Raw genomic sequence first — 12,818 nt, forward strand, 5'->3', positions numbered from 1 at the left:
AGGATGGAAAGGGGTTGCTAAAAAAGGAAACTCATCGATGTTAAACCACCTCTGTGTATCCACAAGTACATCACCTGGAAAGGACGGGATATATGAAAATCAAAACTGGCGCTCGCATCCTCGCGCTGTCCGCATTGACTACGATGATGTTTTCCGCCTCGGCTTTGGCAAAAATCGAAGAGGGAAAACTGGTTATCTGGATTAACGGCGACAAGGGCTATAACGGCCTGGCCGAGGTCGGTAAGAAATTTGAAAAAGATACGGGCATTAAAGTGACCGTAGAACACCCGGATAAGCTGGAAGAAAAATTCCCGCAGGTTGCGGCAACCGGCGACGGCCCGGACATCATCTTCTGGGCGCATGACCGTTTCGGCGGCTACGCGCAGTCTGGCCTGCTGGCGGAAGTGACGCCGGACAAAGCGTTCCAGGACAAACTCTACCCGTTCACCTGGGATGCCGTGCGCTATAACGGCAAGCTGATTGCTTACCCAATCGCGGTCGAAGCGCTGTCGCTGATTTACAACAAAGACCTCGTACCGAACCCGCCGAAAACCTGGGAAGAAATCCCGGCGCTGGATAAAGAGCTGAAGGCGAAAGGTAAATCCGCGCTGATGTTCAACCTGCAAGAACCGTACTTCACCTGGCCGCTGATTGCTGCCGACGGCGGTTACGCGTTCAAGTTTGAAAACGGCAAGTACGACGTGAAAGATGTCGGCGTTGATAGCGCTGGCGCGAAAGCGGGCCTGACCTTCCTGGTTGACCTGATCAAAAACAAACACATGAACGCGGATACCGACTACTCCATCGCTGAGGCAGCCTTCAACAAAGGCGACACTGCGATGACCATCAACGGTCCGTGGGCGTGGTCCAACATCGATAAGAGCAAGGTGAACTACGGCGTAACGCTGCTGCCAACCTTCAAAGGCAAGCCGTCTAAACCGTTCGTTGGCGTTCTGAGCGCCGGCATCAACGCCGCGAGCCCGAACAAAGAGCTGGCGAAAGAGTTCCTCGAAAACTACCTGCTGACCGACCAGGGTCTGGATGCAGTGAACAAGGACAAACCGCTGGGCGCCGTGGCGCTGAAATCCTTCCAGGATCAGTTAGCGAAAGACCCGCGTATCGCGGCCACCATGGATAACGCCCAGAAAGGCGAAATCATGCCGAACATCCCGCAGATGTCTGCATTCTGGTATGCCGTTCGTACCGCAGTGATCAACGCCGCCAGCGGTCGTCAGACCGTCGATGCTGCGCTGAAAGATGCACAGGGTCGTATCACCAAGTAATACCTGTCGTTCCCTCTCCCGGTGAGAGGGAAACACTCCCCCTCTCCCTCAGGGAGAGGGACGGGGTGAGGGTTGTTTAAATCGCTGTAGAGGAAGATCCCCATGGATGTCATTAAAAAGAATCATTGGTGGCAAAGCGACACGCTGAAATGGTCAGTGATTGGTCTGCTGGGCCTGCTGGTGGGTTACCTTGTAGTTTTAATGTACGCACAAGGGGAGTACCTGTTTGCCATCATGACGCTGATCTTAAGCTCAGCGGGCCTGTACATTTTCGCCAACCGTAAGACCTACGCCTGGCGCTACGTTTACCCTGGCATGGCCGGGATGGGGCTGTTCGTCCTGTTCCCGCTGATTTGTACCATCGCCATTGCCTTTACCAACTACAGCAGCACTAACCAGCTTACCTTTGAGCGCGCCCAGCAGGTCCTGATGGACCGCAGCTATCAGGCGGGCAAATCCTATAATTTCAGCCTCTTCCCGGCGGGCGACGAGTGGCAGTTGGCCCTCACCGACGGTGAAAGCGGGAAAAACTACCTCTCCGACGCCTTTAAATTTGGCGGCGAACAGAAACTGCAGTTAAAAGAAACCGAAGCGCTGCCGGGCAGTGAACGTGCGCAGCTGCGCGTGATTACCCAGAACCGCCAGGCGCTGAACCAGCTGACCGCCGTTCTGCCGGATGAAAGCAAAGTCACCATGAGCTCGCTGCGCCAGTTCTCCGGCACCCAGCCGCTCTACACGCTGGCCGACGATGGCTTGCTGACCAATAACCAGACTGGTGTGAAATACCGCGCCAACAACGACATTGGTTTCTACCAAACCGTTAACGCCGACGGCAGCTGGGGCACCGAGAAGTTAAGCCCAGGCTACACCGTCGGTATCGGCTGGGATAACTTCACCCGCGTCTTTACCGACGAGGGCATCCAGAAGCCGTTCGTCGCCATCTTCGTCTGGACGGTGGTCTTCTCGGTGCTGACCGTAATCCTGACCGTCGCCGTCGGCATGGTGCTGGCCTGCCTGGTACAGTGGGAAGCGCTGAAGGGCAAAGCCATCTACCGCGTGCTGCTGATTCTGCCGTACGCTGTGCCGTCGTTTATCTCGATTCTGATTTTCAAAGGGCTGTTTAACCAGAGCTTCGGTGAAATCAACATGATGCTGAGCGCCCTGTTCGGTATCAAACCGGCCTGGTTCAGCGACCCGACTACCGCGCGTTCGATGATTGTTATCGTCAACACCTGGCTGGGCTACCCGTACATGATGATTCTGTGCATGGGCCTGCTGAAGGCGATTCCGGACGACCTGTATGAAGCCTCGGCAATGGATGGCGCCGGTCCGTTCCAGAACTTCTTTAAGATTACGTTCCCGCTGCTGATTAAGCCGCTGACGCCGCTGATGATCGCCAGCTTCGCCTTTAACTTTAACAACTTCGTGCTGATTCAGCTGTTGACCAACGGTGGCCCGGACCGTCTCGGCACCACCACGCCAGCCGGTTATACCGACCTGCTTGTGAGCTACACCTACCGCATCGCCTTTGAAGGCGGCGGCGGCCAGGACTTCGGTCTGGCGGCGGCGATTGCCACGCTGATCTTCCTGCTGGTAGGCGCACTGGCCATCGTGAACCTGAAAGCCACGCGTATGAAGTTTGATTAAGGGAGACAACGAACATGGCTATGGTACAACCCAAATCTCAGAAACTGCGTCTCTTTACCACGCATCTGCTGCTGCTGATTTTTATCGCGGCGATCATGTTCCCGCTGCTGATGGTTATCGCTATCTCGCTGCGTGAAGGGAACTTCGCCACCGGCAGTCTTATCCCGGAACAGATCTCCTGGGAGCACTGGAAACTGGCGCTGGGCTTCAGCGTTGAACACGCCGATGGCCGCGTCACTCCACCGCCGTTCCCGGTGCTGCTGTGGCTGTGGAACTCGGTGAAAATCGCCGGTATCACCGCGATTGGCATTGTGGCGCTGTCCACCACCTGCGCCTACGCCTTTGCCCGTATGCGCTTCCCGGGCAAGGCCACGCTGCTCAAAGGGATGCTGATTTTCCAGATGTTCCCGGCGGTGCTGTCACTGGTTGCTCTGTACGCGTTGTTTGACCGTCTGGGCCAGTACATTCCGTTTATCGGCCTCAACACCCACGGCGGCGTGATCTTTGCCTACCTGGGCGGTATCGCGCTGCACGTGTGGACGATTAAGGGCTATTTCGAAACGATCGACGGCTCGCTGGAAGAAGCGGCCGCGCTGGACGGCGCGACCCCGTGGCAGGCCTTCCGCCTGGTGCTGTTGCCGCTGTCCGTACCGATTCTGGCGGTGGTGTTTATCCTGTCGTTTATCGCCGCCATTACCGAAGTACCGGTTGCATCGCTCCTGCTGCGCGATGTGAACAGCTACACCCTCGCCGTAGGTATGCAGCAATACCTCAACCCACAAAACTATCTGTGGGGCGACTTTGCCGCTGCGGCAGTCCTTTCCGCCATCCCTATTACCGTGGTCTTCCTGCTCGCGCAGCGTTGGCTGGTAAACGGCCTCACGGCCGGCGGCGTGAAGGGCTAAGTTTCATCAGCAATGCCACTGCTATTATCCTCAACTTGAACGAACCCTAACTTGTGACTGTTTGGCGCTCTACGGAGCGCCCTTTTTTTTGCCTACCGTATGACCTGATAAGGCCTACTCTCGCTTCAGACGTTTGGAGTTACACAGCCATAGCGTAATCACCAGCAGCAAAATCGCAGCAGAATAAATCAGCACATCCAACGGCGACTTATGGTCGACGATAATCAACCGCACAATCGCAGTAATGCCGATGTAGACAAAGTAACGCAGGGGAAAATGGAAGCCTGACTGAAAGTACTTCACAATCAGAGCGATAAATTCGAAATAGAGGAAGTAAACCACCAGCCCCTCCACCAACTCATACTTGCTGGTGCGTTCCGGCGCGAATAGCACATCGGCCAGATGAACCGTCTCTTTACCGAGAAAAACGATCAGAATCAGACCAAGGCTGAGCAGACCCAAATTCAACACGGTCTGCAAAATGGTGGAGATAAACTCTACGCGTGGGCGAGTCAGTGACGTCATAGCTAGCACCTCTTTCGCTGGGCCGAGATTCCTGTATAGCGCAAAAACGTGATCCAGATCTAGTTTTTATCGCCACCTTTTCGCTGTTTTCCCCAGCAACAGATAAAAATGAGTCTGATAAAGAGGGGAAATTTTTCGACTCTATGCTTATCAGTAGCGCTTCTTCCTGCCGCGCTACACTTAAGGAGAACGTTTTTTATCAGAGGGATACTATGCACTCACTCCGCCAGGTCACCATCCGCAATGTGGTACGCGGCGACAACGTCGTCATTTATGAACCTGCCAATCTTTACGACTGCACGCTGGGTAACAACGTGTTCATCGGTCCGTTTGTCGAAATCCAGGGCAACAGCTGGATTGGCGACGAGACTAAAATCCAGTCGCACACTTTTATCTGCGAATATGTCACCATCGGGCGAGGCTGCTTTATCGGCCATGGGGTTATGTTTGCCAACGATATGTTTCGCGAGGGAAAGCCAAACGCAGACCGTGAAAGCTGGGGACGGATCGCTATCGGCGACAATGTCTCCATCGGCAGTGGCGCAACGATTCTCTCGGTGTCAATCTGCGATGGCGTGGTCATTGGCGCAGGCAGCGTGGTGACGCGTTCAATCAGTGAGAAAGGCGTGTACGCCGGGAACCCCGCGCGGTTACTGCGGAGGTTATAAGCGTAGCCCGGACAAGTGGCTTATCCGGGCTACGGAAGCGTTAGCGGAAGTTCAGGCTCTTATCGCCGGTCATGTTATACAGCTCGAACTTGCGCCCCAGCATCTGCCCACCGTCGCGGGTCAGCGGCGTCCAGCCGACGGCTGCACGACTGCGGGTTGGGCCGGAGGTGAAGAGATCCATCGGTATGTTCACGTACACCCCTTTGGTGAATTCCCCCTCGCCGTACTCATCCGCCGACACGTTGGTAATGGTGGCATAAGCGCCCACCACAATGCCGCTGTCGAAGTGTTTGGAGATATCCAGCGTGCCGCCCTTGTCTCCCGCCAGATACTGACCCACGCTGGCTTTCACCAGCACGTCCTGGGCGAACGACGGCGTCCAGTAGGCGGTCAGGTGGCCGGTCTTCACGCTGTAGTCGGTGAACTTCATCATGTCCTGCGCGCTGCGCCAGTCACGCTGCTTCACGTAGTTGGCGTTCAGGCCGAAGGCCCAGTTGCTATCAACCGGGCGATACAGCACTTCCGCCCCCGCGCCGCCGTACATGGTTTCCAGATAGCCACCGTAAACCTGGCCATAGAAATCATTGCCCAGATACTGGAAGTAGTTAGCTTGCAGGTTGTTAACATAGACATCGTTTTCTACATAATCACGAATATGAGTTCGTACACGCGGCAGCGCCGAATCCTTTGGCGGGTTGGTGTAGTTAAACTTGTCATAGTTGTTGGCGATGTTGGCGAACAGGCTGCCGCTGGTCAGCAGATGATCGGTTACCCACCAGTCCGCCGTGCCCATCACCCCCACCTGGTACATGTAGAAACTTTCCGGGCCGCCAATAGACTGGCTCAACACCGGATCGAGATGGAAATCAAAACGCGATTTGTCGATATACCAGCCCTGCTCGGTTTTCTCCGGCACGATCGGCGCCACGCGTTTTTGCGCCAGCGGCGTCTCCTGCCCGAGCGGCTCCCCTTCCAGATGACGCTTCAGGCTGGCGACATCGGTTTCCGTGGTCACCTCAGGCAGATTGAGGCGCGTTTCGGTAATGCGGATCGTGCGGATCCCTTCCGGAAGATCGTTCATGACGATCCGATTGGCGCGCTCGATCCCTTCCCGCGAATCACGGTATTTCACCTGTTCGCCGGTGACGTAGAGGGTATCGCCTTTTACCTGCATATTCGGCGCGGCGAACCCGGCATTGTACTTCAGCTGTGTCAGCTGATTGGCCACCACCGAGTGCTGAAGAATGGCATCCTGCGGCTGTGGCCGGTAGGCCGGACGCGCGTTGTCGTTATACGACGGACGCAGATCGTTGAAGTTGGTGCGCAGGGTAAAGCCGAACATCACGGTATTGCCGCGTTCATAGCTAAGGTTGACGTCGGCCCAATCGGTAACGCGATAAATGGCGCCGACGTTAACCTTGCTCTTTTGCTCAATTTTACCGGCGAAATCCTGCTGGTAGTTGTTGCCTTCATACTCCAGTTTTAAACGCAACGGCTGCCACGGTGTCTGATATTCAATCCCGCCAAACCAGGCCGCCGGGCCGTGGAACATCTGACTGCCGTCGATCGAACCCGCTTTGCGATAGCTGTTATCGCGATAGCAATATTTATCGCTGTACGAACAGAACGGGTTAGTGGCGTTGCCGCTGGTGCCCAGGTAACCCCAGCCTAAACCCAGCGTGAAATCAAACGGCCCCCAGGCTTTGCTGGCCACAACATATTCCGAATCGAACAACCCGGTACCGCCGATATCCCGCGCGCCGACGGCGACCTGCGGCAACCAGTAGCTCTCTTCCCACAGGCGCAGTTTCACGTCAAAGGCTTTATCTTTGTATGTTTGCGAACCGGAAAACGCTTCAACGTCGCTGTATTTTTTGGTGCGCACGTCGGTGTAGCGCAGGGTCGTTTCCAGCCACGGGAACAGCTGCGCTGAAGCGGAGTAGTAGCGATACTGGTCGTTATCGCGATAGTTAAGACTGAATTCACCCTCACGCGCCATGCGCGCCGTGGGCGTTTGCAACAGCCCTACGCCGCCGAAATCTGACTGCGATGGGCCAATCGGCGCGGGGTAGGTTTCAGCATGACAGGCCGCGCTGACCGCCAGAGCCAGCAGGCTATATAGACATTTTTTAGGCATTATTCAGGTCTCCGCTGCGACAGGGAGCGAAGAATGTCGGCGTTGAGCGCCTCATACTTGTTCGTCCACAACGCGTCGGCAAAACCGACAAAAATAAGACTACCGGGCATGGGTTCGATATGGCGTTTATTCCAGTACGCTACCGGCGCTTTCTGTGTACGTCCGTCCGGATAAATCACCCAGGCGTAGCTACGGTCCGCGCCGCTCAGCAGGCTGATATCCTCGAGGTAGCTGGCCACATCGCGCCCCGGCGTAAAGGTCATCGTTCCGGGTTTATCCACCAGTCCTACCAGGGTGATGGTCGACGGCTCGTGCCTTAGCCACAGGGTATAGTTCCCCTGCAGCGGTGGATTCTTTTCGCTGTGTACGCGAACCGTATCCGGGTCCAGCGGCACCAGCAGGCGGCCTGTTACCGGCATAGCCTGGAGTTGATTTCGCAGGGCGTTGATCGCGCCAGCGCTACTTCCCCCTTCATCTGCCGCCAGCGCTGCAAGCTGCGCCAGCAGTGCCTGGTGTTCACGTTCCGCTTTGGCGGTTGCCTGCGGCGTGGCAATGACCGCGCCGGGCCACCAACTTCCGGCCAGCCGCGGTTGGCCCACCAGGTCTACCAGGCGCTCGGCGTTGGTTAATGTCAGCGGTTTTGCCACCCCTTCCTGATGGACTTCAATGGTGCCCGCCGCCTGCGCGGCGGAGATAACGCTCAGTAACACGGCGGCAATTAACGTTTTTTTCATGATTTTGCCGCCTTGATAAGCGTGGTTTTCACCGGGAAAGTGCCTGCGCCAAGGTATTGCTCCGACTGGCGAATCTGCCCGTCGCTGTCCACCCAATAGCGGTTACGCCAATGAGCTTCGGAGGTGGTTACCTCTTCTTCCAGCACGCGCACCGCCGTGCTCTCGCTGCCCATCGTCAGCGTGTCGCTGCCGTCCCAGCGGAAAGTGGACGTCGCGATGGCATAGCGTACCTGTTGGTGTTCCGTCCAGCCCATCGTGCGGGTCCAACGCGTGCCATCGGTTATTTGATTGGGATGCGCCAGCGGATCGTTATCGAGGTTATTCATCGTCAACAGGTTATCGCCCGCGAGCTGCGTTTTTACCAAACGGCCACGCTGAGTCACCAGCATCGCCTGGTCCTGCGTGAGCCATTTCTGCTGGCCGTTCTCCGAGAAGGCCAGCACGACAAAAATCTGCGGGCCGCCGTTCAATTGCATGTACTGGCTGGCGTAGGGCATATTCTGGATGTCATCGTCGGTCAGCTGCACGCCCGACGTACCAAACATACTGCTCCATAACGATTGCCCCAGCCCCTTGGTGCTGGGTGAACACGCCTGAAGCAGCAGGCAAAAAAGAGGAATCATAAGTCGCTTCACGGCGCTTCTTCTCCAGGGGCAAAATAACCACACCGAAGTGTGGTTAGCATTAAAGTACCGTGTGTTACTGGGTACTGGTGGTCGTGCTGGTTGTGGTCGTGGTTCCGGTATTGGAACCGTCACCGCCAGCCGCTGCCAGCGCCATACCGACCGCAGAACCCACGGTGCTGGCGCTGGTGGCGGTTGAACTCCCGGCAGACACAGACGTTGCCGCTACGCCAGCCGCTTCGCCGGTTTCAACCGGCGCCGCGCTGACGCTTGCCGCAGCAAACGCCGAAATGGCAAAAATGCCATAGAGGATTTTCTTCATACGTATTCCCTTCATTAGATGAATGGAGATATACCTGAAATAATTCAGGCGTCATCGAGTATACACAACCAAATGAACGGAATTCGCACGCCGGAAATAAGAGAAAGGTTTTTCAGATAATAAGAAAACAGGAATTAACAAATAATAATTACTATATAAAACAGCAAATTAAATGACATTTTAAAAATAGCAATATACGGAAAATCCGAAAGGGAAGGTAAGTTAATGGGATATTTAGGATTATGCTCAATATAAATATAATGCGGAATTTCAGGATATACAGAATTATCTGACAAAAAAATGCCGGCAGGATGCCGGCATTGAGAATATATAACCTTACGCGCGCCAGGATTTATAGCGGTTGATCAGGCCATTGGTCGAGCTGTCGTGGCTGTCGACGGCGCTATCATCGTTCAGCTCCGGCAGGATGCGGTTTGCCAGCTGTTTGCCCAGCTCAACGCCCCACTGGTCGAAGGTGAAGATGTTGAGGATTGCGCCCTGGGTGAAGATTTTGTGTTCATACATGGCAATCAGCGCCCCCAGGCTGTACGGGGTGATTTCGCGCAGCAGGATGGAGTTGGTCGGACGGTTGCCTTCGAAGACTTTGAACGGCACCACGTAGTCCAGGGTTGCCGGATCTTTACCCTGATCGCGGTATTCCTGCTCAACCACTTCACGGGATTTACCGAACGCCAGCGCTTCAGTCTGGGCGAAGAAGTTAGACAGCAGCTTCGGATGGTGGTCGGACAGCGGGTTGTGGCTGATGGCCGGAGCGATGAAATCGCACGGTACGATTTTGGTGCCCTGGTGAATCAGCTGATAGAACGCGTGCTGGCCGTTGGTGCCCGGTTCGCCCCAGATAATTGGGCCGGTCTGGTGTTCAACCTTGTTGCCGTTACGGTCGACGTACTTACCGTTAGACTCCATGTTGCCCTGCTGGAAGTACGCTGCGAAGCGGTGCATATACTGGTCGTACGGCAGAATCGCTTCAGTTTCGGTGCCGAAGAAATTGTTGTACCAGATGCCAACCAGTGCCAGCAGTACCGGCAGGTTTTTCTCCGCCGGGGTGGTGGAGAAGTGCTGATCCATCGCGTGCGCGCCGGACAGCAGCTGCACGAAGTTGTCGAAGCCGACAGACAGGATAATCGACAGACCGATCGCCGACCACAGAGAGTAACGGCCGCCGACCCAGTCCCAGAACTCGAACATGTTCGCGGTATCGATACCAAACTCACCCACCGCTTTACCATTGGTGGACAGCGCAGCAAAGTGTTTAGCCACGTGCTTCTGGTCGCCTGCGCTCGCCAGGAACCAGTCGCGCGCGCTGTGGGCGTTGGTCATGGTTTCCTGAGTTGTGAAGGTCTTAGACGCCACCAGGAACAAGGTGGTTTCCGGGTTCAGCGTTTTCAGGACTTCAGCAATGTGGGTACCGTCAACGTTGGACACGAAATGCATGTTGAGGTGGTTTTTGTACGGGCGCAGCGCTTCAGTCACCATGAACGGGCCAAGGTCGGAGCCGCCGATACCGATGTTCACCACGTCAGTAATGGATTTACCGGTGTAGCCTTTCCACTGACCAGAGATGATGGCTTCGGAGAACGTCTTCATCTTCTCCAGCACCGCGTTCACTTCCGGCATCACGTCTTTGCCGTCAACGATAATCGGGGTATTGCTACGATTACGCAGCGCCACGTGCAGCACGGCACGGTCTTCGGTGCGGTTGATCTTTTCGCCGGAGAACATGGACTTAATCGCGCCGCTCAGATCGGTCTCTTTTGCCAGATCCAGCAGCTTCGCCAGCGTTTCCTCGGTGATGCGGTTTTTGGAGAAGTCCACCAGCATCTGATCGTCGAAGGTTGCGGAAAACTTGCTAAAACGGTCGCCATCTTTGGCGAACAGTTCCGCAATGGTAACGTCCTTCATTTCATCGAAGTGTTTCTGTAGTGCCTGCCACGCAGCGGTCTGCGTTGGGTTGATGTTTTTCATTAGCAATACCCTTCTGATTTAAGAATCGAAACTGTCCTCGATTGTAGCGCCTGCCACAAAAAATTGTGATGGTTTTAATGTTATCCCCCCTCTGGGGGACCAAATCGTACACAAAACAGACAAAAGTATAGCCTTTATAAGCCCCATTTCTGGGGCGCCTGCCTGCATGAAAAATCCGCATAACCCCGGCGTTGACAAGCGACCTGCTAACCCTTTATTTATAAATGTACTACCTGCGCGTGCGCAGGCCAGAAGAGGCGCGTTGCCCAGGTAAACGGTGTTGGAGGAACCCATCCTGTGAAAACACCTGAGGGGGAGCAACGCCGAGATGAGTGAACAACAGGTTGCGTTCCTCATCGGCTACAGGGGCTGAATCCCCTGGGTTGTCACCAGAAACGTTCGCAGTCGCGCGTTTCACAAGTGGTGGAGCACTTCTGGGTGATATCGTAGTCGTCTAGTGCTCTGCGCCCACCCGTCTTCCGCTCTTCCCTTGTGCCAAGGCTGAATAATTTGGTCCGGTTTATATCAACCCGGCCTCCCCTGACACGAGGTTATTTATGACAGCATTAGTAGTCGCCAAATTTGGCGGAACCAGTGTAGCCGATTTTGACGCTATGAATCGCAGCGCCGACGTGGTGCTCTCCGACGCTAACGTGCGTCTCGTGGTGCTGTCTGCCTCGGCGGGCATTACCAACCTGCTGGTTGCGCTGGCCGAAGGGCTGGAGCCCGCGGAACGTCAGGCGAAGCTGGACGCTATCCGCGCCATTCAGAACGCCGTACTGGAACGTCTGGCCAATCCGGCCGTGATCCGCGACGAAATTGAACGTCTGCTGGAAAATCTCGCCGCGCTGGCGGAAGCCGCCTCGGCAGAAACCTCAACCGCGCTAACTGACGAGCTGGTCAGCCACGGCGAATTGATGTCGACCCTTTTATTCGTTGAAATTCTGCGTGAACGTCAGGTTGCCGCACAGTGGTTTGACGTGCGTAAAGTCATGCGCACCAGCGATCGTTTTGGCCGCGCCGAGCCGGACGTTGCCGCGCTTTCAGAACTGGCGACCCAGCAGCTGGCACCGCGTCTGAGCGAAGGACTGGTGATTACCCAGGGCTTTATCGGCAGCGAGAGCAAGGGCCGTACCACTACGCTTGGCCGCGGCGGCAGCGACTACACCGCTGCACTGCTCGGCGAAGCGCTGCACGCGACTCGCGTGGATATCTGGACCGACGTCCCCGGCATCTACACCACCGACCCGCGCGTGGTACCGGCTGCCAAACGTATTGATGAAATCGCTTTTGAAGAGGCCGCCGAGCTGGCGACCTTCGGCGCGAAGGTGCTGCACCCGGCCACGCTGCTGCCCGCCGTGCGCAGTGATATCCCGGTGTTTGTCGGCTCAAGCAAAGACCCGAAAGCAGGTGGCACATTGGTGTGCAACGAAACCGCTAATCCACCGCTGTTCCGCGCGCTGGCGCTGCGTCGCAAGCAGACTCTGCTGACTCTGCACAGCCTGAACATGCTGCACTCGCGTGGTTTCCTCGCTGAGGTATTTGGCATCCTGGCGCGCCACAATATTTCGGTGGACCTGATCACCACCTCGGAAGTCAGCGTCGCGCTGACGCTCGACACCACGGGTTCCACCTCAACCGGCGACACGCTGCTGACGCAGTCACTGCTGATGGAGCTGTCGGCGCTGTGCCGCGTCGAGGTAGAAGAAAATCTGGCGCTGATCGCGCTGATTGGTAACGACCTGTCGAAAGCCTGCGGCGTGGGTAAAGAGGTGTTTGGCGTGCTGGAGCCGTTCAACATCCGCATGATCTGCTATGGCGCTTCCAGCCATAACCTGTGTTTCCTGGTGCCGGGCGCCGAAGCGGAGCAGGTGGTGCAGAAACTTCACCATAATTTGTTTGAATAACAAAAAAGCCGGATAGCAAAGAGCCAGTCCGGCTTACCGTTGTTGATACCCGCCCGATCGCGTTGCGCCATCGGGCTGTAT

General features: G+C 55.9%; 11 protein-coding genes and 1 riboswitch. Of the genes, 5 read left to right on the forward strand and 6 right to left on the reverse strand.

Features of this window, described 5'->3' with window-relative positions:
• Positions 1 to 92: 92 nt before the first annotated feature.
• The 3 genes from malE to malG all read left to right on the forward strand — a co-directional run bounded on the left by malE (position 93) and on the right by malG (position 3,835).
• Positions 93 to 1,283, forward strand: coding sequence for a maltose/maltodextrin ABC transporter substrate-binding protein MalE (gene malE, locus K7B04_RS03415; protein ID WP_163447549.1), 1,191 nt, complete (start codon positions 93 to 95; stop codon positions 1,281 to 1,283).
• A gap of 102 nt (positions 1,284 to 1,385) precedes the next feature.
• Positions 1,386 to 2,930: a maltose ABC transporter permease MalF gene (malF, locus tag K7B04_RS03420; RefSeq protein ID WP_163447550.1), complete on the forward strand. Its 1,545-nt coding sequence runs from the start codon at positions 1,386 to 1,388 to the stop codon at positions 2,928 to 2,930.
• Positions 2,931 to 2,944: 14 nt separating this feature from the next.
• Complete coding sequence (gene malG / locus K7B04_RS03425; RefSeq protein ID WP_064546624.1) at positions 2,945 to 3,835, forward strand: maltose ABC transporter permease MalG; 891 nt, start codon at positions 2,945 to 2,947, stop codon at positions 3,833 to 3,835.
• A 114-nt stretch (positions 3,836 to 3,949) separates the two neighbouring features.
• Here malG and psiE read toward each other — a convergent pair whose 3' ends face one another.
• Positions 3,950 to 4,360: a phosphate-starvation-inducible protein PsiE gene (gene psiE, locus K7B04_RS03430; protein WP_064546622.1), complete on the reverse strand. Its 411-nt coding sequence runs from the start codon at positions 4,358 to 4,360 to the stop codon at positions 3,950 to 3,952.
• Positions 4,361 to 4,572: 212 nt separating this feature from the next.
• Between psiE and K7B04_RS03435 the strand changes: the two genes are divergently transcribed.
• Positions 4,573 to 5,028: an acyltransferase gene (locus tag K7B04_RS03435; RefSeq protein WP_223803490.1), complete on the forward strand. Its 456-nt coding sequence runs from the start codon at positions 4,573 to 4,575 to the stop codon at positions 5,026 to 5,028.
• Positions 5,029 to 5,068: 40 nt separating this feature from the next.
• Here K7B04_RS03435 and K7B04_RS03440 read toward each other — a convergent pair whose 3' ends face one another.
• From K7B04_RS03440 to pgi, 5 genes are all read right to left on the reverse strand, one after another.
• Positions 5,069 to 7,165: a YjbH domain-containing protein gene (locus K7B04_RS03440; RefSeq protein WP_223803491.1), complete on the reverse strand. Its 2,097-nt coding sequence runs from the start codon at positions 7,163 to 7,165 to the stop codon at positions 5,069 to 5,071.
• Positions 7,165 to 7,902 carry a capsule biosynthesis GfcC D2 domain-containing protein gene (locus K7B04_RS03445; protein ID WP_223804114.1) on the reverse strand — a complete coding sequence of 246 codons (738 nt, stop codon included), beginning with the start codon at positions 7,900 to 7,902 and terminating at the stop codon, positions 7,165 to 7,167. Before K7B04_RS03445 ends, K7B04_RS03440 begins: the two co-directional genes overlap by 1 nt.
• Positions 7,896 to 8,534, reverse strand: coding sequence for a YjbF family lipoprotein (locus tag K7B04_RS03450; protein WP_223803492.1), 639 nt, complete (start codon positions 8,532 to 8,534; stop codon positions 7,896 to 7,898). Before K7B04_RS03450 ends, K7B04_RS03445 begins: the two co-directional genes overlap by 7 nt.
• Positions 8,535 to 8,598: 64 nt before the next feature.
• The gene (gene yjbE / locus K7B04_RS03455) at positions 8,599 to 8,844 is read right to left on the reverse strand and encodes an exopolysaccharide production protein YjbE (RefSeq protein WP_163447554.1); all 246 of its coding nucleotides are present in this window, start codon (positions 8,842 to 8,844) and stop codon (positions 8,599 to 8,601) included.
• 336 nt (positions 8,845 to 9,180) lie between these two features.
• The gene (pgi, locus tag K7B04_RS03460; protein WP_163447555.1) at positions 9,181 to 10,830 is read right to left on the reverse strand and encodes a glucose-6-phosphate isomerase; all 1,650 of its coding nucleotides are present in this window, start codon (positions 10,828 to 10,830) and stop codon (positions 9,181 to 9,183) included.
• Between the two features lie 244 nt (positions 10,831 to 11,074).
• Positions 11,075 to 11,272, forward strand: a riboswitch (Lysine riboswitch).
• A 115-nt stretch (positions 11,273 to 11,387) separates the two neighbouring features.
• On the opposite strand from pgi, the gene lysC reads away from it, so the two are divergent.
• Positions 11,388 to 12,737, forward strand: a complete 1,350-nt coding sequence (lysC, locus tag K7B04_RS03465) for a lysine-sensitive aspartokinase 3 (protein ID WP_223803493.1) — start codon at positions 11,388 to 11,390, stop codon at positions 12,735 to 12,737.
• Positions 12,738 to 12,818: the final 81 nt, after the last annotated feature.

This window comes from Kluyvera sp. CRP (genome assembly GCF_019930565.1).
Lineage (GTDB): Bacteria > Pseudomonadota > Gammaproteobacteria > Enterobacterales > Enterobacteriaceae > Kluyvera > Kluyvera georgiana_A.

Coding starts and splice junctions, on each gene's coding strand:
- malE (WP_163447549.1), top strand. CDS start 93: ATGAAAATCAAAACTGGCGCTCGCATCCTCGCGCTGTCCGCATTGACT.
- malF (WP_163447550.1), top strand. CDS start 1,386: ATGGATGTCATTAAAAAGAATCATTGGTGGCAAAGCGACACGCTGAAA.
- malG (WP_064546624.1), top strand. CDS start 2,945: ATGGCTATGGTACAACCCAAATCTCAGAAACTGCGTCTCTTTACCACG.
- psiE (WP_064546622.1), bottom strand. CDS start 4,360: ATGACGTCACTGACTCGCCCACGCGTAGAGTTTATCTCCACCATTTTG.
- K7B04_RS03435 (WP_223803490.1), top strand. CDS start 4,573: ATGCACTCACTCCGCCAGGTCACCATCCGCAATGTGGTACGCGGCGAC.
- K7B04_RS03440 (WP_223803491.1), bottom strand. CDS start 7,165: ATGCCTAAAAAATGTCTATATAGCCTGCTGGCTCTGGCGGTCAGCGCG.
- yjbE (WP_163447554.1), bottom strand. CDS start 8,844: ATGAAGAAAATCCTCTATGGCATTTTTGCCATTTCGGCGTTTGCTGCG.
- pgi (WP_163447555.1), bottom strand. CDS start 10,830: ATGAAAAACATCAACCCAACGCAGACCGCTGCGTGGCAGGCACTACAG.
- lysC (WP_223803493.1), top strand. CDS start 11,388: ATGACAGCATTAGTAGTCGCCAAATTTGGCGGAACCAGTGTAGCCGAT.